21 protein-coding genes and 2 pseudogenes are annotated in these 22,890 nt (G+C 49.7%); all 23 read right to left on the bottom strand.

What is annotated here, in order from left to right; all coding sequences use genetic code 11:
* Positions 1–705 precede the first annotated feature (705 nt).
* Positions 706–1,164 (bottom strand): annotated as a pseudogene (locus tag HXZ99_RS04350) (integrase core domain-containing protein); the annotation flags it as partial.
* Positions 1,148–1,276: pseudogene (locus HXZ99_RS12410) on the bottom strand (transposase); the annotation flags it as partial. The pseudogenes HXZ99_RS04350 and HXZ99_RS12410, both read right to left, overlap by 17 nt.
* Before the next feature lie 74 nt (positions 1,277–1,350).
* Positions 1,351–3,783 (bottom strand): S9 family peptidase, encoded by a 2,433-nt coding sequence (locus tag HXZ99_RS04340; protein ID WP_194756018.1) that lies wholly within the window; start codon positions 3,781–3,783, stop codon positions 1,351–1,353.
* Positions 3,784–3,876: 93 nt separating this feature from the next.
* The gene (gene lipA / locus HXZ99_RS04335; RefSeq protein WP_194756017.1) at positions 3,877–4,842 is read right to left on the bottom strand and encodes a lipoyl synthase; all 966 of its coding nucleotides are present in this window, start codon (positions 4,840–4,842) and stop codon (positions 3,877–3,879) included.
* The gene (gene lipB / locus HXZ99_RS04330) at positions 4,835–5,488 is read right to left on the bottom strand and encodes a lipoyl(octanoyl) transferase LipB (RefSeq protein ID WP_194756016.1); all 654 of its coding nucleotides are present in this window, start codon (positions 5,486–5,488) and stop codon (positions 4,835–4,837) included. The genes lipA and lipB overlap by 8 nt, the downstream gene beginning before the upstream one ends.
* A gap of 57 nt (positions 5,489–5,545) precedes the next feature.
* Positions 5,546–5,809, bottom strand: a complete 264-nt coding sequence (gene ybeD, locus HXZ99_RS04325) for a DUF493 family protein YbeD (protein WP_194756015.1) — start codon at positions 5,807–5,809, stop codon at positions 5,546–5,548.
* The gene (locus HXZ99_RS04320; protein WP_194756014.1) at positions 5,793–6,665 is read right to left on the bottom strand and encodes a D-amino acid aminotransferase; all 873 of its coding nucleotides are present in this window, start codon (positions 6,663–6,665) and stop codon (positions 5,793–5,795) included. Before HXZ99_RS04320 ends, ybeD begins: the two co-directional genes overlap by 17 nt.
* Positions 6,662–7,825, bottom strand: a complete 1,164-nt coding sequence (locus HXZ99_RS04315; RefSeq protein WP_194756013.1) for a serine hydrolase — start codon at positions 7,823–7,825, stop codon at positions 6,662–6,664. Before HXZ99_RS04315 ends, HXZ99_RS04320 begins: the two co-directional genes overlap by 4 nt.
* 166 nt (positions 7,826–7,991) lie before the next feature.
* Positions 7,992–8,774 (bottom strand): septal ring lytic transglycosylase RlpA family protein, encoded by a 783-nt coding sequence (locus HXZ99_RS04310; protein ID WP_194756012.1) that lies wholly within the window; start codon positions 8,772–8,774, stop codon positions 7,992–7,994.
* Positions 8,775–8,776: 2 nt separating this feature from the next.
* A complete protein-coding gene (mltB, locus tag HXZ99_RS04305; protein WP_194756011.1) occupies positions 8,777–9,778 on the bottom strand; it encodes a lytic murein transglycosylase B in 1,002 nt (333 codons plus the stop codon).
* A gap of 35 nt (positions 9,779–9,813) precedes the next feature.
* Entirely contained in the window at positions 9,814–10,935 is a 1,122-nt protein-coding gene (gene rodA, locus HXZ99_RS04300) for a rod shape-determining protein RodA (protein ID WP_194756010.1), read from the bottom strand.
* A complete protein-coding gene (gene mrdA, locus HXZ99_RS04295) occupies positions 10,922–12,838 on the bottom strand; it encodes a penicillin-binding protein 2 (RefSeq protein ID WP_194756009.1) in 1,917 nt (638 codons plus the stop codon). Before mrdA ends, rodA begins: the two co-directional genes overlap by 14 nt.
* Positions 12,839–12,840: 2 nt before the next feature.
* A complete protein-coding gene (gene rlmH / locus HXZ99_RS04290) occupies positions 12,841–13,311 on the bottom strand; it encodes a 23S rRNA (pseudouridine(1915)-N(3))-methyltransferase RlmH (protein ID WP_194756008.1) in 471 nt (156 codons plus the stop codon).
* Positions 13,312–13,317: 6 nt separating this feature from the next.
* Positions 13,318–13,638: a ribosome silencing factor gene (gene rsfS, locus HXZ99_RS04285; RefSeq protein ID WP_194756066.1), complete on the bottom strand. Its 321-nt coding sequence runs from the start codon at positions 13,636–13,638 to the stop codon at positions 13,318–13,320.
* A gap of 65 nt (positions 13,639–13,703) precedes the next feature.
* Positions 13,704–14,375, bottom strand: coding sequence for a nicotinate-nucleotide adenylyltransferase (nadD, locus tag HXZ99_RS04280; protein WP_194756007.1), 672 nt, complete (start codon positions 14,373–14,375; stop codon positions 13,704–13,706).
* A 51-nt stretch (positions 14,376–14,426) separates the two neighbouring features.
* The gene (holA, locus tag HXZ99_RS04275; RefSeq protein WP_194756006.1) at positions 14,427–15,479 is read right to left on the bottom strand and encodes a DNA polymerase III subunit delta; all 1,053 of its coding nucleotides are present in this window, start codon (positions 15,477–15,479) and stop codon (positions 14,427–14,429) included.
* 7 nt (positions 15,480–15,486) lie between these two features.
* Positions 15,487–15,939 (bottom strand): LPS-assembly lipoprotein LptE, encoded by a 453-nt coding sequence (locus HXZ99_RS04270; protein ID WP_194756005.1) that lies wholly within the window; start codon positions 15,937–15,939, stop codon positions 15,487–15,489.
* Between the two features lie 76 nt (positions 15,940–16,015).
* Entirely contained in the window at positions 16,016–18,598 is a 2,583-nt protein-coding gene (leuS, locus tag HXZ99_RS04265) for a leucine--tRNA ligase (protein WP_194756065.1), read from the bottom strand.
* A gap of 53 nt (positions 18,599–18,651) precedes the next feature.
* On the bottom strand, positions 18,652–18,864 hold the full coding sequence (locus HXZ99_RS04260; RefSeq protein WP_194756004.1) for a hypothetical protein: 213 nt from the start codon (positions 18,862–18,864) through the stop codon (positions 18,652–18,654).
* 75 nt (positions 18,865–18,939) lie between these two features.
* Complete coding sequence (lnt, locus tag HXZ99_RS04255; RefSeq protein WP_194756003.1) at positions 18,940–20,472, bottom strand: apolipoprotein N-acyltransferase; 1,533 nt, start codon at positions 20,470–20,472, stop codon at positions 18,940–18,942.
* Between the two features lie 19 nt (positions 20,473–20,491).
* Positions 20,492–21,352 carry an HlyC/CorC family transporter gene (locus HXZ99_RS04250; RefSeq protein WP_194756002.1) on the bottom strand — a complete coding sequence of 287 codons (861 nt, stop codon included), beginning with the start codon at positions 21,350–21,352 and terminating at the stop codon, positions 20,492–20,494.
* Positions 21,353–21,358: 6 nt separating this feature from the next.
* Positions 21,359–21,868, bottom strand: a complete 510-nt coding sequence (ybeY, locus tag HXZ99_RS04245; RefSeq protein ID WP_194756001.1) for an rRNA maturation RNase YbeY — start codon at positions 21,866–21,868, stop codon at positions 21,359–21,361.
* Positions 21,865–22,860 (bottom strand): PhoH family protein, encoded by a 996-nt coding sequence (locus HXZ99_RS04240; protein ID WP_194756000.1) that lies wholly within the window; start codon positions 22,858–22,860, stop codon positions 21,865–21,867. Before HXZ99_RS04240 ends, ybeY begins: the two co-directional genes overlap by 4 nt.
* Positions 22,861–22,890: the final 30 nt, after the last annotated feature.

Genomic DNA, 22,890 nt, shown 5'->3' with positions numbered 1-22,890 from the left:
GGCCTAGATAAGGATGATGTGCATAAAATAAAAGATGGGATTTCGGCTGGACCTAGAGATTGGACTGGTATATCTCCAGATGGGCGAGTGTGGACCGGGGGGGCAAATGGAAAAGCGATAGACCATGGTCCTTTAGACATATATATTAGGTGATATCGATATGATATTTAGTGCTTCTCTGAGAATTTATCATCCGTCCTGGAGTTTAGCTAAGGTCCGCAAACATGTTGGGCTTGTACCGAAATTTAAACACGATCTGGGACGACCGCGAGAAACTCCAGATGGGCAACCGTTACCCGGAATCTATGAAAGGACATTCGCGAGTTTTCCGCTGTATTCTGGTGCTGAGATTTCGTTTGAAGATTTTTTTCACGACACTCTGAATGAGAAGCCCTTTAAAGATCTAAGTTTCGATGCACTTATAGCGAGTGGTGGTTCAGTGGAAATTTTATTAGGAATGAGTATCACGGATAATGAGTGGTTTTCATTAGATTTGCATCATATAAATTTCCTCAACATGGCCCAAATTAGATTGACATGTGATATCTATGGAGCGCCCTCTAGCAGGGCAAGATCGTGAATGTTTTTTAAGCAACGAAACGATCGGTTTGACGATCTGAGCTACCTGCGATCATATACTCCCTTTTTCGGGAGTTAAATCATGTATATCGAAGCCTTCACAAGCCACTTTGGTGTAAACATCCCCTAGTTAGTGCCATGCATTTTAGAGGTCTGCTCGTTCGTTCTTATCAGTCGGTACTCTGACGGTGTCAGGTTACCAAGTGATTCATGTGGTCGCCCATCGTTATATTGTGGCAACCAGTTATCAGTTATATCCCGCACTTCCCTCAGGCTTCTGCATACATAGTAATCAAGAACTTTATCGCGGTAAGTTCGGTTAAATCGTTCAACGTATGAATTTTGTGTCGGTTTTCCGGGTTTGATGAACTCAAGGTGAACCCCGTTTTCCTCCTCCCATTCAGCCAGCGCTATCGAAATGAACTCAGGGCCATTGTCCAAACGAAGCTGCTCTGTGTAGCCACGCCAAGCGGCTAGACGCTCCAATGTCCTGATTACCCGGGCTGCGGGTAAGTTTAAATCAATCTTTATCGCCAACGCTTCGCGGTTACAGTCGTCCACCACGTTAAACGTTCGAAACCGCCGTATTTTCCAGCGCCATATCCGCGTGCATGCGCTTAAGCTTGGCATTCTCTTCCTCAAGCTCCTTCAGTCGCTTGATGTCTGAGACCTCCATACCACCGTATTTCGATTTTAAAAACCCCAGTAATTGGATGTCCAACTACTGGGGCATTTCAATATCGAAGTGCTTTTAGAAAGAATCGAACCGATTTAGTTCGACTCTGTGTCGGCGTGCTTCACAAACTCATCCAGCCACTCCACGGTTTCCCAAAGCATATGCAATACGCTTTCTCGTGCACGATAGCCATGGGATTCGAGGGGGAGCATCACTAAGCGCGTAATACCGCCATTCCCCTTAATCGCCTGATACATACGTTCACTCTGCATTGGGAAGGTACCTGAATTGTTATCTTCGGCACCGTGAATCAATAACAACGGAGTTTTGATTTGATGCGCTGAGAAAAACGGTGACATCCGCTGATACAGCGCAGGATCATCCCAAATAGTCCGTTCTTCACGCTGGAAGCCAAATGGCGTCAGCGAGCGGTTGTATGCACCACTTCGCGCGATACCCGCTTGGAACAAGTTGCTATGGGCAAGTACGTTCGCGGTCATAAATGCACCGTAGCTGTGCCCGCCGAGAGCAACTCGATTCGGATCCGTGACACCACGCTCAACGCCGGCGTTAATAGCCGCTTGCGAGTTCATAATAAGCTGCTCAATAAAGGTATCATTGGGTAACTGATCACCTTCACCAACAATAGGCATCGTGGCATTGTCGAGTACCGCGTAACCTTGCGTCGCCAAGAACTGCGGGCGCCAATAGCTGATACGATTGAACTCATACGGCGAACCACTGACTTGGCCTGCCGCGGCCGAACTTCTGAACTCACGAGGGTAGGCCCAAATAATAGTGGGTAATGGACCATCTTTTTCCGCGTCGTAGCCTGCTGGTAAGAACAAGGTGGCAGACATCGCCAGGCCATCTTCGCGTTCATAGTGAATCAATTCGCGGCTGATACCTAAGGTTTCTGGCATCGGATGCGGCGTAGAGGTTAACGCGGTTAAGCTGTCCTCGTGCAAATCGCGAATATAGAAGTCTGGCGGGCTATCGATGGCTTCACGTTGAGTTAAGAATAACCCAGCAGAATAATCTATAGCTGTGATAGGACGCTCAAAATAAGGCGCTTCAGAACGCCACAAGCGTTCTGTTTCACCACTGGTGAGGTGGCGGCGATCGATAAATGGACGATCCCCGTCGTCGGAAGCACCAGTCCCGGTAAGAACAATATGCTCATCGTCAACAAGCAGCACGACACGGCCATCGACACGGGTGGTGAGCGGTGTGCCTGGGTCGTTATAACGATCTTCCCATGAGCGCTCCCACACGAGCTGAGGCTCTGCTTCTTGATCGGGACTAATGCGCCAGACTCGCTCTTCGCGATCCGCCCACCAGCGTTCCCATACTAATGCCGTGTCACCATCGGCCGCGAGCAGACCCGAGAAACGATAACTTAGGTCGAGCAAGTGCGTAGGTTCGTCAGTAAAGGGGACCGCAAGTTGATAGACACGGTCGCGCACATCGCTTTCAGCGCGTGGGTCACCACCGTCGGCGGCTTCTGTCCAAACGAGGGTGGCATCGGCGTCGTTGCGCCATGAAATACTACGACGGCTATCGACGACTGAATCAAAGCCAATGGGTAGGTTATCTGCTAGCGGTTGATCCACTACCTGATAGCGTGTATTTCCAGTTAAATCGACAACGCGCGTGGTTCTGGCAAAGCGGAACTGCGGTACCGCGTAAGAATAGGGGCGTTGCAGTTCTGTTTTCAGTAAGAAGGCATCGTTAGGTGATAAATCGACAGAGTTATACACGCCAGGTGCGCCAATCATGTCGATATCACCATTGCGGTGGATGCGCGCAACTTGGCTACTGAAGTAATAATCAAACAACGCTTCATCGTGCTCGTCGGCTAACAAATCCTGATAGGTGCGGGCGGGCGCGGTGCGCCCACGGGTTTCTGTAATCACCGGCGCGGCTGGAACCATTGGACGCTGCGGCTCGGCACCGCGATCTGGATCAACTAACGTAACCACGATGCTTTGCGAATCAGAACTCCAGTTCAGGGTTGTTCCCCAAACGTTATTAACCGCCAAGGCAGACCATTGCTGAGCGCGCGCCGAAGCCACATCGATACGCCACACAGTGGCGTTGTCGTCGGTCATTTGGATAAACGCAATTGATTGACCATTGGGCGACCAGGATACACCAATGGCACGCAGATCGTCGGGCAGGCCTTGAATACGACGAACGTTGCCGTCAGCGGTGGCGATCAAACGGAAATTGGAAATATAGCGCGCCTGACTGATGGTGTTATTCGCGGGGTTTATCCGGCGACCAGCGAGTCGATATTCCGGTGCAGCGAGATCGCGTAAGGTAGGTAGTGCAGGGTAATCAAGGGTAAGTAGAAACTCGCCACCAGGACTTAAACTAGCACCGGGGGCTGGGGCTGCATCCACAATATCAATGATTTCTTGAACCGGCTCTTGATAGCCAATATTTACTGGATTTGCCCACGCCAGTGCGGGCAAAACGAAAATTAGGCCAATCCAGCGACTCCATTGCCGAATGATTGTGCGCATAAAAAAAGCTCCATGGTTTGAATGATGTTCTCATCACAACCTGAATGGAGCTTAATATCCAGTAAAATGCGACCACTGGGGCATCAGGGTCGATTATTTTACCTCGATGCCTGCCGCTTGCAGATCCGCATGGTAAGAGGACCGCACTAAGGGACCAGAAGCCGCCTGAGTGAAGCCCATTTTATCCGCTTCGCGTTTAAACATCGCGAACTCGTCTGGGGTGACATAGCGCGCAACTTGAATATGATGACGGCTTGGCTGCAAATACTGGCCAATGGTTAACATATCCACGTTATGACGGCGTAAATCTTCCATCACTTCGAGGATTTCTTCGTTGGTTTCGCCAAGACCCACCATAAGACCTGATTTGGTGCGAACATCTGGACGACGCTCTTTATACTTGGCCAACAAATCTAACGACCACTGATAATTTGCACCCGGGCGCGCTGCTTTATATAAACGCGGAACGGTTTCTAGGTTATGGTTAAACACGTCAGGGGCTTCGGCTTCTAAGATATCCAACGCGATATTCATACGGCCGCGAAAATCTGGCACCAACACTTCCACTTTAATATCGGGAGTGTGGGCGCGGATTTCACGAATACAGTCGGCAAAATGCTGGGCACCACCGTCGCGCAGATCATCGCGATCCACCGAGGTGACCACCACGTAGCGCACACCCATATCATGAATGGTTAAACCAAGTTTCTTAGCTTCTTCAGGATCTGGGGGCAGTGGGCGACCATGAGCCACGTCACAGAATGGGCAGCGGCGCGTACAGATTGCGCCCAAGATCATAAAGGTGGCAGTACCGTGATTAAAACACTCCGGTAAGTTCGGGCAGCTGGCCTCTTCACATACCGAATGCAAGCCGTGTTTACGCATGGCTTTTTTAATGTGATCAATTTTTTCCGTCGACGCCGGCAGTTTAACCTTAAGCCATTCTGGTTTGCGCAGCATTTGTTCCCGTTCAGTAGGTACAACCTTTACGGGAATGAGCGACATCTTATCTGCATCGCGGAGTTTCACTCCGGCTTCAATGTTGGCACTTTTAGACATAGGCTTCAGGAAGTCCTGTAGTTGCTTCAATTTCAGAGTAACTTAGCAGTTTAGCGAAGGTTGCTGTCACCTTGGTAGACGCTTCTTGCACCGAAGTCGGCCCGCCATGAGTGGATGTTTGCGTCATAATCATGCCGGCGTAGCCGCATGGGTTAATACGCTGAAATGGAGATAAATCCATATTCACGTTGAGGGCTAGGCCATGAAACGAACAACCACGGCGAATACGTAACCCTAACGAACATACTTTCTCGGGGCCAATATACACCCCAGGAGCGTCCGGTCGAGGTGCTGCTGTCACACCATACTCTGCTAAAACGTCAACAATGGTATTTTCGATCGCTGTGACCAGTTCACGAACACCCATTTTCCGTCGACGAATATCAAGCATAAAGTATACCACGAGCTGCCCCGGACCGTGATAGGTAACCTGACCCCCGCGATCCACGGGTACCACCGGAATATCACCCGGCGCTAACAGGTGCTCTTCTTTACCCGCCTGACCTTGCGTAAACACCGGTGGATGTTCTACCACCCAGAGTTCATCGGTGGCATCGCCATCGCGTGCATCGGTGAATGCCTGCATGGCACGCCAAACAGGCTCGTAAGGCATGTTATTAAGCTGACGAATAATTAATCTGTTCATAGGCTGCTTATTATACTGTGCTTTGCGGGTGACTACACCCGATAAACCGTATGGTCTTTATAGAACGTAACGAACATCTTCAATGTCGGAAAGGGCACGATATAAGGTTTCAATATGTTGCTTACTGACCACCACAACAGACACTGAAACAGAATAGTAATTACCTTTGCTTGATGGGCGCACTTCTGGGCTGTAATCGCCAGGCGCGTGTTCTTGGATGACTTCGATAATTTCGTCAGCCAACTTATCTGTGGCCAGACCCATTACTTTAAAACGGAAATCGCAGGGAAAATCGAGAAGCTCATCAAATTTGGTTTTCATGGACTACCTTCACATGGTTCGCCTGTGGGCGACTAGAACGAAACAGTTGAATCAGTTGCTGGGTCACGGGACCTATTTGGCCATCGCCAATGGTTTGCTCACTGACCATAGATACGGGCATAATTTCTCGCGTTGAACTGGTAAGAAAGCATTCATCAGCGGCGTAGAGTTCTGCCACAGAAAACGCTCGCTCTTCAACAGGTATTCCATGGTCACGAGCTAGTTTGATCACCCAATCCCGCGTTATTCCAGCCAAAATAAGCGTATCGGCGGGCGCTGTGATCAGGGTATTGTTCTGCACAATAAAATAGTTGCAGGTGGCCCCTTCGGTCACTCTTCCGGCCCGGTGTAAAAGAGGCTCCGCAGTACCATCTTGATGCGCCGCAAGCTTGCCCATAATACCACCGAGCAGACTAATGCTCTTAATATCGCACCGCAGCCAGCGGTTATCTTCCATTAATGACACTCTGGCCGGGATGGGTTCGCCGCTAGGTGGGCTAAAGGGCGTTAATGTGGCCATCACTGTGGGCGTCAAATCGGTTCCAGGTAAATGGCTGCGCGGGAATTCTTCACCGCGTGTTACCTGGATATACAACACGCCATTGCCGTCAGTGAGGTTATCACTGAGGGCATCAATAACCTCTAACCATTGTGAACGTGGCATCGGCATCGGAATAGAAATGGCCTGCAAGCTGCGCTCTAAGCGTGCCATGTGGTCATCAAAAAGGAAGGGTTTTCCAGCATACAGAGGAACCACTTCATAAATACCGTCACCAAACAAAAATCCCCGATCAAATACGGAGATCTTTGCTTGGTCTGCGGGCACAACCTGCCCGTTTAACCAGAGTTTATTCATTCGTCGCTAAAACTCTTTTTAATACTGTCCATGATGCGCTTGAAGAAGCCGCCTTGGTCAACGGCGGTTAATGTGACCAAAGGAAAACTCGCGATATCTTCGCCATTTAAAGTGAGGTTCACTTGGCCGACGGTTTCACCGGCTGCCAATGGCGCGTCTAAACTTTGGTCAAGCACAAAGTTGGCACGCACATTCTGGCGCTGTCCCCGAGGAAGAGTGACTACTACGTCGTCTGCGGTTCCTAATTCAATTTCATCGCTAGAACCGCCCCAAATGCGTTGACTGGCAAGCTTTTCGCCGGCGGAGTAGGCTTTTACTGTTTCATAGTAGCGGAAGCCATAGTTTAATAACTTTTTGGATTCTGCCGCGCGCACGGTTTCACTGTTGGTGCCCAGTACCACGGTAATCAAACGGGTATCACCATCTACTGCGGTGGTGACCAAGTGGTAGCCCGATTCAGAGGTGTAGCCAGTTTTCAGACCATCAACATTGAGGGCACGATCCCAAAGCAGGGAATTGCGGTTATACTGGCGAATGCCGTTATAGGTAAACTCACGCTCAGAATACAGCGCATGTTGGTTTGGAACGTCGCGCACTAAAGCGCGTGCCAAAATAGCCATATCCCGTGCAGTCGTGGTTTGACCTTCGCTGGTTAAACCGTGGCTGTTGGAAAAGGTGGTGTTGGTCATGCCAAGCTCGCGGGCGTAGGCATTCATTAAGTTCACGAAGCCATCTTCGGTACCGGCAATGTGCTCAGCCATGGCGACGCAGGCGTCATTGCCTGAAGCAATAATAATACCGCGGTTGAGGTCTGCAACTTGCACTTCACGGCCAACTTCAATAAACATCAACGAAGAGCCAGGGAAATTGCGTGCCCACGCGTTACGACTTACTGTAACCGTGTCATCAAGTGAAATGGTGCCTGCTTTCAATTCGCGACCGATGATGTAGCTGGTCATCATTTTTACAAGGCTGGCAGGGCCGTGGAGCTGGTCTGCATTTTCGCTAGCAATAATGTGGCCGGTATTGTAATCCATCATGACATAAGCACGGGCATTCACTGATGGCGTTGGTGGAGTTACTGCCTGGGCCGCAAAAACAGTCAAGAAAAATGCCATTAAGGCGAGCAATGGAGAAATACGAATTCGGCTGCTATTCATGGTCAGTAAGCTTCTCTTGTCAGTGTTGAATGAGTAAATCGACTCTTTCATCGCATCGAGGGCTATATATCGCCCTGGTGCGTGTGCGCTGCTTTACCCGTGGGGTAAAAAAGGGAGCCGATTATAACAAATTTTTGTGGTTTATCGGAATGTATTCACACGCTATTTACAGCAAGCTGTCGTATGGCACGCGGAAAATCCCCTGATATCCATCCTGCCGGAGTCTATTTATCCAGTGGATGGTTTGACGCTCAGAAAAAGGCCCGATAAACAAACGAGTCAGACCATTTTGTTCGCGGGTAGTTGCGTTGATTTGATAATTTTCTTCGATTTGTTGCGCCATTGCATGCAGGTTCGCTGCCTCACGAGCTGCCGCAATTTGAATAAAGTGTGCTTTCGGCTCTGTGGCCTCATCGGGAGCGGTGTGAAGGGCCTCCACCCGAACCCGCGCGGTTCCGCGGCGATGCATATCAAGGGCGTACGCGGCCGAAAATGACAGATCGATAATGCGATCGGCATGGAAAGGGCCCCGATCATTAATGCGAACCACGACCGACTTGTTGTTTTCAAGATTGGTGACACGCACCCAAGTAGGCAGAGGTAACGTTTTATGCGCCGCAGAAAGACTGTACATATCGTAATACTCACCCATGGAGGTGAGGTGGCCATGAAACTTTTGCCCGTACCAACTAGCGATGCCTTCTTCGTTATAGCCAGAAGCATCCGATAGCACTTGGTAGTCTTGGCCATTCACCTGGTAGGGCAAATTCCCACGCCGTCCAATTGGTTCTTCCCGAGGCGTTAGTGGAAAAATTTCGGCGCTCGTGGGCGTGCGCAGGGGCGCCTCGTCATTGGCAATACGATAACGTTCGGTGCTAGGAGTTTGGCTGCAGCCCACTAATGCCACTGTGCTGCACCCCATGATAAGCAGCAAATTTCGCCACAGCATAATTATTGTCCAGCCATAACGCGATGTTGACGCAGCTGCTCCGATAGCTGGAACACAGCCATGGCATACAGCGGACTATGATTGTAGCGGGTAATGGCATAAAAATTAGGCAGACCAACCCAGTAGGAATAACCGCCATCGGCTTCTTCGAATGCGAATAGGCGCGCTTTGGTATCAGCAGGCATGGCAGTAATAAAGCGTACGCCTTTCTCATGCAGTTCACCTACGGTATGGGTTAATACGGTACCGCGGCCGCTGGTAAGCGCAGCCACATCCGTATCCGCACTCACCCATGCTGGGATAGTAATAGGTTGGGCATCACGCCAATGGTGGCGAGCAAAGTAGTTCGCGACGCTACCGATGGCATCCACCACGTTACCGAGTAGATCCCGTTGGCCATCGCCATCGAAATCAACGGCATAGTAACGGTAGCTTGATGAGATAAACTGACCAAAGCCCATGGCTCCGGCATAAGATCCCATGAGTGCTTCTGCAGGCAAGGATTCTTCGCGCGTGAGCAGGATAAATTGGGCTAACTCGCTGCGGAAAAAGGTTTGCCGCGGCGGGTAATGAAAACCTAAGGTATAGAGCGCGTCGAGCACACGATGTGTTCCCATAATGCGACCATAGTAAGTTTCAACGCCCATAATGGCCACAATCACTTCTTCTGGTACGCCATATTGTTTGCGCGCACGGATCAGAATTTCTTCGTGTTCTTCCCAGAACGCTAAACCTTCTTTTAAACGACGTTCGGTAAGAAAAATAGTGTAGTACTCATGCCACGGACGTGCCTCCCATGGGCGTGTAATGGCATCAATAATAGGCTGACTTTTGCTGGCGGCACGGAGCAAGGCTTCAGTTTCTTGCGCTGGGATTTGGTGCTCTTGTTGCATCATCTGAATAAACTGACGTTCAGCTTCCGACCATTCTGAACTTAAGGCTGGAGCGGTAGCCAAAAAACCGAGGGAACAACAAGCAAGGAGCAAACAACGAAGCTTTTTCATAGACCACCTTTTTTATAATTCGGTTAATTATTCTTTTATCCAGACTGGCTGATCACCAGACGCCGATGGGTGGCAATAGCCATTAAAATTCCAAAACCTGCCATCATGGTGACCATCGACGTTCCACCATAACTGATAAGTGGCAGCGGTACACCGACTACCGGTAAGAGTCCGGAAACCATACCAATGTTCACTAATACGTAAATAAAAAATGTGAGCGTAATACTGCCGCCGAGCAAGCGGGCAAAGTTACTTTGCGCTCGCATGGAAATAAGCATGCCACGGAAAATCACAAATCCGTACAAAATTAACAATCCGGCGACGCCAAAAAAGCCAAATTCTTCGGCGAATACAGAGAAAATAAAGTCGGTATGTCGCTCGGGCAGAAATTCTAATTGTGACTGAGTGCCTTGTAACCAGCCTTTTCCTTCAAGCCCACCCGAACCGATAGCAATTTTTGATTGAATAATATGATAACCGGATCCGAGTGGATCGGTTTCCGGATTTAAAAAGGTGAGAATTCGCTGGCGTTGATATTCGCGTAAAAAGAAAAACCAGAATAAGGGTAAGCTAGCGGCCGCCAGCGCGCCGCCGAAGGTAACTAAGCGCCAACTCATGCCGGCTAAGAAAAGCACAAATAAACCCGAGCTTGCCACGAGTATGGCGGTACCTAAATCCGGTTGCTGTGCAATTAACATTGTCGGGATCATGGCAAGAATCAGACCGGCTAACACATGCCAGAAGCGAATTGGGATCTGCGCGCGTGCGCAGTACCAAGCGAGTAGAATGGGCACAGCAAGTTTTAATATTTCTGACGGTTGAATGCGGGTTACGCCAATATTGAGCCAACGCTGGGCACCTTTGCCCATCTCACCAAAGAACAGCACTAGAACCAATAGAATAATGCCCACAATATAAAAAGGCACGGCGTAGATGCGCCAGGTTTGTGGCGCAATTTGCGCAACCACGAAAAGCACCGCAAAAGAAACGCCCATGCGTATCGCTTGTCGATGCACCAAACCAATATCCTGACCGCCGGCACTGTAGATAACAAACAAGCTGACAATCGCTAACGCAATTAAGCCCAAGAACAAGGGGCCATCGATATGCAGCTTGGCAAGCCAAGGATTACGCTGTCTTTCTTCAGTCGTCTGCATGCGTTCTCCGTTGCTGTATCTCAAGCAGTTTCAGCTGGCGTTGCTGCGGGTCAGCGAAATAGTAATCCATAATTGCACGTGCCACCGGCGCGGCATTGCGGCCACCACCCCCTACGTTTTCGATGGCAAGGGCTACCACAATTTCCGGTTTGTCGGCAGGGGCATATCCAATATAGGTCGCGTTATCGCGAAAACGTTCCTCTACATCTTGAATATCAGGACGCTCAATAGTGTCGTCTTCAATGCGCACAACCTGTGCGGTTCCTGTTTTACCGGCAGCGGTGTAGGTAGCTCCCCGAAACGCGGTCCAAGCGGTGCCTTGGCGAGAGGTGATTACCTCTTCCATGCCCTTATGAATAGTGTCCCAGTGCTTTGTTGCCACGTCCTTTAACGGAGGGAGTCCATAGGGTTCCACATAAATAGGATCGTGCCGATCACCGGTAGCGCGCAATAAACGGGGAGTATGACGTTCCCCTCGCGTGGCTAAAATAGCAGTCGAGTATGCCAATTGCAGCGGCGTCACAGTCCAGAAGCTCTGACCGATTCCCACCGATAGGGTTTCACCGGCATACCATGGCTCGTTAAAGCGAGCACGTTTCCAACCCCGATCGGGCATAATGGCCGTGTTTTCTTCTAGAATATCAATGCCAGTGCGTTGGCCAAAGCCGAACTCACCCATAAAAGTAGCCATCCGATCAATACCAAGCTGATTGGCGACATCGTAATAGAATACGTTACAGGATTCCGCGATGGCCTTGGTCACAGTCACCCAACCGTGGCCATGGGGGCGCCAATCACGGAAGCGTCGTGAGACCCCTTCTAAAGTAAAGTAACCCGGATCCCAAATACGTGTTTCGGCCGTGATAATACCTTCATGCAGGGCAAGTAACCCTAAATGAGGCTTAATGGTAGAAGCCGGTGGGTAACGGCCCTGGGTTGCCCGATTAATCAGTGGGTTCGCCGGATTATTCAAAAGGTTACGATAGTCGACCGTGGAAATTCCACTGACAAATAAATTCGGGTCATAACTTGGGTTTGAATAGAGTGCCAGAACACCGCCGGTATTGGCATCAAGTACAACAATGGCGCCGCGGCGATTCTGCAGCTGATCTCGGGCTACTTTCTGCATGCCAATGTCGAGCTCAAGATGAATATCGGTGCCCGGCTCTGGAGGTGAAAAATCGAGGGTGCGTACCACGCGCCCGCGGTTATTCACTTCAACGGTTTGATAGCCCACCACGCCGTGCAAATCCATTTCATATTTCCGCTCAACGCCAAGTTTTCCGATTGTGCGGGTGGCCGCGTAATTGGCGTAGCGCTCCTGGTCCCGTAAACGCTGCACATCTTGCTGGTTGATTCGGCCCACATAGCCTAGGGCATGGGTAAATAAATCACGATGAGGGTAGAAGCGTTGTAGGCGTCCTTCGATCGTAACCCCTGGAAAGTGATGCTGGTGGGTCGCAAAAAGGGCGACTTGCTGTTCAGAGAGCTCGTCGACAAAAGTGATGTTTGGAAAACGGCGGTGCTGACGCAGACGTGTATTAAAATCAGCGATGACATCGTCGGATAAATTGAGCAATTGATGTAAGCGATCGAGGGTGTCAGTTAGGTTGCGTACTTCTAAGGGCGATATTTCAAGTGAATACACCGGAATATTGTCGGCAAGCAACACGCCGTTACGGTCGTAAATTAATCCGCGATTTGGCGCCACCGGAAGTACGGTAATACGGTTACTGTTTGAGCGGGTTTGAAATTCAGCGTAGCTGGTTACTTGCAACGAATACAAGTTGACCAACAAAATTGCGAACACAACGAATACGATACCGATAGACACGATTGCACGGCGGGAAAAGAGTGCGGCTTCTGCCTGATGATTCCGTATCGGGACCCGTTTTCTATTCATGATTATTCGCGGTGGTACGGATGATTATTGAGTAAGCTCCAGGCCCGAAAAAGGGCTTCAGCAATAATGACACGAACCATAGGGTGGGGCAATGTTAACGGTGATAAAGACCACATTTCGTTGGCTCGGGCCTTACAGTCGGCTGATAAGCCCTCAGGACCGCCGACTAAAAACGCAACGTCCTGCCCATTTAATTGCCACTGCTGCATGCGCTGCGCAAGTTTGTGGGTATCCCATGGCTTGCCTTGAACCTCAAGCGCAACCACATGGGTGCCCGGTTTGATGGCAGCTAGAACTTTTTCCCCTTCTTGCACGGTTAAACGCTGAACATCCGCTTTCTTAGAGCGTTTGCCCGGTACAATTTCCGTTAAATCTAGAGGAAGCTCAGGCGGCATGCGTTTGGCGTATTCATGATAGCCTTCGCTAATCCACCCTGGCATTTTGTTCCCGACTGCAATCAGTTGGAGGCGCATGGAGAATTAATGGCCCCACAGTTTTTCGAGTTGGTAGAAATCGCGGGCGCTATCTTGCATGACATGCACAACAACGGTCCCAAAATCTACAAGTACCCATTCACCGTCGGTTTCGCCTTCAACACCCAGTGGTCTCTCACCCACATGTTTAGCTTCAACCGCCACATGACCGGCAATACTACGAACGTGCGTTTTTGAATTCCCAGAGCAGATCACCAGAAAATCGGTGACATCGGTTTTGTCTCGTACATCAATGGTTTGAACGTCGCGGGCTTTAATATCATCGATTTTATCCAATATAAAATCGCGTAATTCTTCAGTTTGCAATGCAGGGTTACTCCAATAGGCATATTTACCCTGAGATTGTAGCACGAGTTCGCGCGGTCGTGCAGCTAGGCAACACCGTAAAGATGGTGCTTTTGAATGTATTTCCACACAGGTTCGGGCAGAAACTCTGGGCATTCCGAGTTCAACGTAAACTGTTGGCCTATCTGTTGTCGCAACTCGGTGGCAGAAATATCGACCGAGGGTGATTCAGCGACATAAATTCCACCGCATCCGGATGATAGTTGCTCGATTGAGACTTGGCGCTTTTCGAGCAGTTCTTTTACTTCAGGGCGCGCCTCATCTAACGAGTATCCGGGGCGAGGCATCACCACAAAATGTGCATAATCAAATAGGCGCTCCCAGTGCAGCCATTCGGGCAGTAGGAGCAAACTATCCATGCCGATAATAAAGATCAGAGTGGCATTTGGGCAGCGTTCTCGAAAGTGTTTTAGCGTGGGCAAGGTGCGCGAAGGCATGCCCTGACGTAATTCCCAATCATTTACGTACAACCGAGAATCTAGAGTAGCTGCAGCGTCTAGCATCCCGAGTCGGTGGGTATTGAGTACCTCCGGTTGTTGTCGATGCGGCGGCGCGCAGGTTGGCAGTAAATGGATGCGATCCCAGCCGCAGCGGTCGGCTAAATCAAGAACCGGACGTAAATGGCCCCAATGCACGGGATCAAAAGTACCGCCAAGAACAGCGATTTGTCGGGGTGAGGTATCTCGTTGATCGGTCATGGGGTGTAAGTATCGGAACTTTGCCGCCAGAGTTCAAGGGCGAGAGCAAGGTTAGGTGGTTATATCGGCCCGGGCAAAGGGTGCTAACTGCGCTTCGATGGCATCGGCACGAAATGAAAAACCCAGATGAAGCGCCAATAGGAACACGGATTCGCCTGAATCGCGCTTAATACTTCGCTCCAAACGCTCAAGCAAGTGCAGCCGTCGAGCTACCAATTCGGACGTTTGTTGCTGCGCAAGATCCATATATAACTGCTGCTGTGATGACCAAATTTGCTCCTGATTCCAAATACTTTGCAATGGCTGGCGTAATTGCTGGGCTTGGTTAATGGCGCTAAGTGCATGATGTAATTTCTGCAGGGTCCAAAGTATTAAGGTGGGCTCGGTACCGGTTTCAAATAAACGCTGCAAGCAATGCACATAGTCTTTTGAACGATGCTGCAGCAGCGCGTCACGCAATGTAAAAATATCAAAGCGACTGTTATCTTGGTTTTGCAAACGGATGTGTTCAACATCTATCTCTCCCTCAGCATGGGTGAGATTTAAACGCATGAGGGCCTGATCAAGGGCAAGCAAATTGCCTTCGTACCAGTCACAGAGCTGTTCGACTGCGGCAGGACTGAGTTGTAACTGATAGTGTGCGGCTCGCTCCCGCACAAAACTGGGTAACTGGCGGCGTTCGGGGGTATATAAAGGTACAAACACACCAGCATTGGACAATGCTTGAAACCATTTGGTTTTCTGTTGATCTTTGCGTAGCCGCGGGCCAAACACGAGCAACACTTGATCCGGGCTTTGTTGCGCCACAAAGTCTTGCAGGGCTTGGCCGCCGTCGCGACCTGGTTTTGCATCGGGCAGTTCTAATTCAATCAACTGCTGGGCGGTAAACAGCGACATGGTTTGTCCTGCGCTTTGCAAAGACTCCCAGGCAAAGTCACGATCCTGAGTGTAACGCTGGCGCTCTTCAAATCCTTGTGCTTTTGCCGCTTGTCGAATGCGATCTAGGGTTTGGTTGAGCAAGAAAGGATCATCGCCGAATACGAGGTACACGCCCTTGAGTTTATCGCTAAGATGTTTCTGAAGTTGGGCGGCCTGTACTTGCATGTGTGGGTCACTCCCAAGTGAGTCGGTTCAACAACAATAGCAGGCGGTGGGCAGCATCTGTGCGCATTTCGCTAATCAGTAATTCGAGCTCCCGATGTTTTGCCAGCGCAAAATTGGGATCATCCTGATAGTCGCGCAAAATTTGAATTTCATGGTGATATTCATCGCCCGATTGTGTGGTAATTGTCACCGGAAGCATGTAAATCAATTCATATTCCGCAACTTGTCCCGACGATAACATCGACAGAATTCGTCGATCGAGTCTATCGTTGCCAATTTCCACATGAGTTACGCCTTCATCTGCGGTGGTCAGTTGGATATTGCGTTGTTCAAATATTTCGCGCACACGCACTAGGGCCTCACTACCACGGGGGCCATCCAATGAGAGTTGTTCAATTTGCGCAGAAATCTGGTAATCCCCGCGCAATTGAAATCCACAGGCGCTCAGCATGAACAGCATAGCAACGCCACAAAGCACGTGTAAAAGTGCTTTTGTGGGGTGCCGTGGCGAACCTGTGGTTCGCGCACTGAAGCGATTAAGCAACAACGATATTCACCAATTTACCGGGTACGTAAATTACTTTGCGTACCGTCCCTTCTTGGGTGTATTTGGTAATTTGCGGATTCTCCAATGCCAAGGCTTCGATACTGTCTTTATCAATATCTGCAGGTACCGTGATTTTCGCCCGCACTTTTCCATTCACCTGCAACACCACTAATTTCTCGTCTTCGATGAGTGCATTTTCATCGACATCAGGCCATGGGGCGAAGTTTATGTCAGAGCTGTGTCCAAGTGCCTGCCACATGCGTTCACAAATATGCGGTGTAATCGGAGAAAGCATAACAACAATAGCGTTCAAGGCTTCTTGCATCAGCGCCTTATCTGCATCGGTGTCTAAGGGGGCTTTTTGCAAATGGTTTGATAGCTCCATCACAGCGGCAATAGCCGTGTTGAAATTTTGCCGGCGGCCCATATCATCGCTTACTTTTGCGATGGTTTTATGGGTTTCACGTCGCAATGCTTTTTGCGAGCTATTGAGAATTGAGGCATCTACCGGGTAGTGACCAGCAAACTCTTGGAAATCGTAAACAAGCTTCCATAATCGGCGCAAGAAACGATGGGCACCTTCAACCCCCGCATCGGACCATTCCAAAGTAAGTTCTGGAGGCGCCGCAAACATCATAAACAAACGCACGGTATCGGCACCAAAACGGTCGACCATGGTTTGCGGATCGATGCCGTTGTTTTTCGATTTCGACATCTTGCTAATGCCTGCGTGCAACACAGGTTTCCCATCGTGCTTATACACGGCTTCTAGCACTTCGCCTTTCTCGTTGCGCTTGGTAATTTCAACGTCGGTTGGCGAGAACCAGCTTTTGCCGCCGTTTTCATCGTCGCGATAATAGCTATCTGCCAATACCATGCCTTGGCAGAGCAGCTGCTTAAACGGCTCGTCTGAATTTACCAAACCGGTATCACGCAATAGCTTGTGGAAGAAGCGGGCGTAGAGTAAGTGCAAAATCGCGTGTTCGATACCACCGATATATTGATCCACCGGTAGCCAGTAATTCGCTTTTTCAGGATCCAGCATGCCTTCGTCGTGGCGCGGCGAGCAGTAACGAGCGTAATACCAGCTCGACTCCATAAAAGTGTCGAAGGTATCGGTTTCATGTTCTGCAGGCTGGCCCTGATAACTGGTTTTGCGCCATTCCGCATCGGCCTTAATGGGCGAGGTCACGCCGTCCATCACAACATCTTCAGGTAAACGCACAGGCAATTGTTCTTCGGGTACGGCAACCGACTCGCCATTCTCGAGGTTGAGCATTGGAATGGGTGTCCCCCAATATCGCTGGCGTGACACACCCCAATCCCGTAAACGATAATTAACCTGACGTTTCCCTTTGCCAAGTTCCTCTAGTTTATTGGCGATGGCGTTAAAGCCGTCGCTAGAGCTTAAACCGTTAAACTCAGCAGAATTAATTAAGCTGCCTTTCTCTACCATGGCGCCAGTGCTGTAATCGTGCGGTTGTTCACCTTCGATCACGGGCTTAATCGGCAACTTATAGGTAGTGGCAAATTCAAAATCACGTTGGTCATGGGCAGGAACGGCCATCACAGCACCGGTGCCGTAATCCATGAGCACAAAGTTAGCTACCCATACCGGCACTTCTTCACCGGTAAGCGGATGGGTTGCGGTATAGCCAGTGGCAATTCCGCGTTTTTCCATAGTGGCTAAGTCTGCTTCGGCCACTTTTTGTTGCTTGCACGACTCCACAAATTCCGCCACTTCGGGGGAATTCTCGGCTGCTTTGCGTGCCAACGGGTGTTGGGCAGCAACTGCCATATACGTGACGCCGTAAAAAGTGTCTGGGCGCGTGGTGTAAACACTGAGATCCATATCCAAGGCGTTGACATGGAAAGTAATCTCAACGCCTTCCGAGCGACCAATCCAGTTGCGTTGCATCGCTTTTACTTGATCTGGCCAGCCATCCAAATGCTCCAGGTCTTGTAACAGCTCTTCGGCATAAGCGGTGATGCGCACAAACCATTGCGGGATTTCTTTTTGCTCGACAATGGCACCAGAACGCCAACCGCGACCATCAATAACTTGCTCGTTCGCTAATACGGTTTGATCAACCGGATCCCAGTTCACCGTCGCATTCTTTTTATAAACCAATCCTTTTTCAAACAGCTTGGTAAAGAACCACTGTTCCCAGCGGTAGTACTCAGGATGACAGGTGGCGATCTCTCGGTTCCAGTCATAGCCAAAGCCAAGGGTTTTAAGCTGTTTACGCATTTCAGCGATATTTTGGTAGGTCCAGTGCGCCGGAGCAGTTTTATGCTGAATAGCGGCATTTTCTGCAGGCAATCCAAACGCGTCCCAGCCAATCGGGTGCAGTACATTTTTGCCTTGCAACCGTTGATAGCGGGATACAACATCACTGAGCGTGTAGTTTCGTACGTGCCCCATGTGCAATTTGCCACTGGGGTAGGGGAACATCGATAAGCAGTAGAATTTCTCTTTGCTTGAGTCCTCTGTCACAGTAAAAACTTGGTCACGTTCCCAACGTTCCTGAATTTCAGATTCCAGTGCGGTGGCGTGATATTGTTCGTCGATTTTCCGGGTCATCAAGATACTACCTGTTTAAAACTGCCTGATTAGAAATTGGATTAGCTTGCGTTGAAGATCATCGCCACAACCATTACCAAAGCGATAATGACGCCAGCGGCACCAAAAAAGATGGATTCGATTTTATCCCGCGCGCGCTCTTGTTCGTCGTCGCTGACGGTCGAAGGCATGAGGGCGCAAATAATACTGGCAATGCCTAGCCCAGCAGACGCGACGAACACGGTAAATAGAATGGCACCAAAAATCTCGTTCATGTTCTTATCCTTCCATTCGAACTGATTCGGCTAATACGTACAGCCCGTTAGTGTATAGTTTTTGTGGCTTTTTGACTACGCTGAGTGACGGAATTTCCAAGGTCGGGCTAGGGCAAGCAAGAGTAGGACAAACCCCCAAGCAGGGAGGTCGCCCCAACGGGCGTAACCCGTCGCTCCGGATACCAACATAACCCGCGCACTCGCTATACCAGGCTCAAACTGCGGAATACGCGTAATTGTATGACCTTGCTCGTCATAAATTCCGGTAATTCCGTTATTGGTAGCCCGTAGCATCGGCCGACCGAGCTCACGCGCTCGCATGCGCGCAATCTCCATGTGTTGGTGAGGTCCATGGGAATCACCAAACCACGTATCGTTACTGATGGTGAGCAACAATCCGGTCTCATCACTAAAGTTGGCACGGATTTGACGACTAAAAACCACTTCGTAACAAATATTGGCGGCAACTAAAACGCCATTCGCGTTTAAATTATTTTGAATGAAATCGCCCCGTGAAAAAGACGACATCGGCAAATTAAATAAAGGCGCGAGCGGGCGGAGTAGCGACTCAAAGGGAACAAATTCACCAATTGGCAACAGCTGGTGCTTTTGGTAGCGGTTTGGATGTCCGTGATACCAATGGCGGCCCGACTGCTCACCCAAAACAATCATACTGTTGAAGAAGTCCCCGGTGTTGCGATCCAGATCAATAATGCCACTGATCAGGGTGGTGTTTTGCTCGCGTAAATAATCATCCAGATCCGCCAATTGGCGCTGGGCAAACGGCTCAATAAAGGTAATTGCCGATTCTGGCCAAATAACTAAATCGTGGTCTAAATAGGGTGCAGTTAAATCCAAGTAGGTATGGAAATTGGGCCATTGTTCATCGGGGTTCCACTTTAGATCTTGAATGACATTGCCTTGTACCAATGCAACTTGCCGGTGTTCGCCGGTGGCTTCCATGGGATTAATCGAAGGCGCGGCAACGCCTAGTACGAGCAACGCGGGTACAGCTAAAAGCCACTGCAATTGGCGACGTAATACCGTGTAAGCAATACACACGGCCATCAACCAGAGCACCACAACAATACCCAGTTCGCCAATATGCGGGGCGAAGTTACCCAGCACGGAGGTGGTTTGCGTGTAACCTAAGCTCAGCCAAGGAAAGCCTGTAAATAGCCAGCCACGGAGAAACTCAGCGACCAGCCAAATGAAAGGGATGGCAAATAAACTTAAACCCATAAAATAAGGGCGACATCGTAACCAAAGCACGGCGACAAGAGTGGGGAAGAGCGCAAGGTATGCACAGAGTAAAACCATCACAAAAATAGATGCGATGAGGGGCATGCCCCCGAACTGGTCAATGCTAACAAACACCCAACTGATACCGGCGCCAAACCAGCCTAAACCAAACCAAAAACCGGTTGCTGCGGCTTGTCGCCAGTGTTGTGAGCGCACGACAAGCAGTAACCATGCGGCCATCACCAGAGGTGTTAGCCATGGCTGTGAAAAAGGCGCGTAGGCAAACACCAACACAAGCCCCAAAGCGAAGCTAAATACGCTTCGCCAGCGTTGGCTCTGCAGGAGGCGTGCAACATACTGCAGCATAGTTACGGGCTCCGTCGAATTAACTTTGTTCGTGGGGAATAGATACTTGTAATTGCTGAATACGGCGGCGGTCGGCAGCGGTTACTTTAAAGTTCAGATGACCAATCGTAACCTCTTCTCCCACTTCGGGTAAATGCCCAAACGAATGAGCGACTAAACCACCAATAGTATCGTATTCGTCGTCCATATAGTCGGTGTGAAAATATGAATTAAAGTCTTCGATGGTGGTCAGTGCTTTCACCATAAATCGAGAGTGACTCACTTTCCGTATATCACCCCGTGAGTCGTCATCGTCGGTTTCATCTTCAATTTCACCTACGATTTCTTCCAAGATATCTTCAATGGTGACCAAGCCACTAACGCCGCCATATTCATCGACAACTACGGCCATGTGGTAACGCTTGGAACGAAACTCCTTGAGCAGGGCATCAACACGCTTACTCTCTGGAACAATCACTGCGGGGCGCATAATTTGCTCAAGGGAAAAGGGTTGTTCAACCATACCAAAACCATAGGCAATAAGGTCTTTGGCGAGCAAGATACCTTCGATGTGGTCTTTATTTTCACTAACCACGGGATAACGAGAATGCTGAGTTTGAATAACAATAGGAAGGAATGCTTCAACGCTGGCGTTTTTATCAATCGTTACCATTTGTGAACGAGGGATCATAATATCCCGTACTTTCAGCTCGGCTACATCAAGTACGCCTTCAATCATTTCTTTGGTATCGAGGTCGATGAGATCGCGATGCTCCGCATCTTGGATCATATCAACGAATTCTTCGCGACTAGAGGGCTCGCCGGTAAAGGCCTGAAGTAACTTTTGTGCCCACGTTTTCCTTGAGTTCCCCGAACCGGGTTGGGGTTTGTCATCGCTCATTGACGTTTACTCACTCCTCGAGTCATTGTCGGTATCTTCGATTGAATTGATCATGGTATAGGGATCTGCGATATCCAGTGTGGCTAAAACAGCCCGTTCCAGATTCTCCATCGCTTCCGCTTCAGTATCGGTTATATGGTCATAACCTAGCAAATGCAAGGTGCCATGAACAACTAAATGCGCAAAGTGATGGGCAAGCGGTTTGTTTTGGGCGATAGCTTCTGCGCGCACAACCTCTTCGCAGAGAATCACATCTCCAAGCAAAGGTACGTCGAGACTTACTCCAGGCGGCAATTCTGCATCAAAAGGAAACGACAAGACGTTGGTGGGTTTGTCCTTGTCACGATACTCGCGATTTAGCGTTTGTACTTCGTTCGCATCGGTGATGCGGACGGTTAACTCAGCATGATCAATGTTTAGGTGACGGAATACCGCCAGCACCGTGGCTTCAATGGCGTTATCGTTGGGTAGATCGGGCGCCTCAACTTCTCGCTGAATATCAATGTGATGGCTCACGAGCGCGGATTCTCCGCTTCAAATAATTCGTAGGCTTGCACCACGCGTTGTACCACTGGATGGCGCACGACATCTTTTGCGCTAAAGAAGGTAAAGCTAATACCGTCGACGTCGTTTAGCACTTCGATGGCTTGGCGGAGCCCCGATTTCTGACCGCGGGGTAAGTCAATCTGGGTGATATCGCCAGTAATGACCGCCTTTGAATTAAAACCAATACGAGTGAGGAACATTTTCATCTGCTCCTGCGTTGTATTTTGGCTTTCATCCAACAATATAAAGGCATCGTTGAGGGTGCGACCACGCATATAAGCCAAGGGCGCAATTTCAATTACGTTGCGCTCAATGAGTTTTTCTACCTTCTCGAAACCGAGCATTTCAAATAGGGCGTCATAGAGAGGGCGCAAGTAGGGATCAACCTTTTGCGCAAGATCACCGGGTAAAAAGCCAAGTTTCTCACCGGCTTCAACGGCCGGGCGCGTTAATAGAATACGGCGAATTTCTTGGCGCTCAAGCGCATCGACCGCGGCTGCTACGGCCAAATAGGTTTTACCGGTACCGGCAGGGCCGATACCAAAATTGATGTCGTTGGTGAGAATGGCGCGAACGTACTCTTGCTGATTACGATTGCGGGGCTTAATTAACCCCCGCTTTGTTTTAATCAGCGTCATTGGATCGTCTTCGTCGGCACCTTCGTTTTGATCAAGGGCTCGGCTTTCTTGAATAGCCAAGTGCACCTGATTAGGTTCAATGGCGCGCATGCGCCCACGCACTGGGGCAGTTTCGATATAGAGGTTTTTCAGGATTTCTACGGTGGCGCGACTACCTGGGCCTTGACCGATAATGCGAAAATGATTGTCTTTGTAAACCACTTCAACGCCTAGGCGTCGCTCAATATGACGAATATTATCGTCTAAAGGGCCACATAAGTTTGCCAAACGCTGGCTATCTGCAGGCTCAAGATACAATTCGATGGTTTCTACCGTAGTACTCAATCGTTCCTCTCTGTTTATGACGTTGGGGGC

The organism is Aliidiomarina indica (assembly GCF_015354615.1).
In the GTDB taxonomy this organism is placed as follows: domain Bacteria; phylum Pseudomonadota; class Gammaproteobacteria; order Enterobacterales; family Alteromonadaceae; genus Aliidiomarina; species Aliidiomarina indica.
Note: the sequence above shows the minus strand (reverse complement) of the source record. Positions and strands in the feature narration are given on the sequence as shown.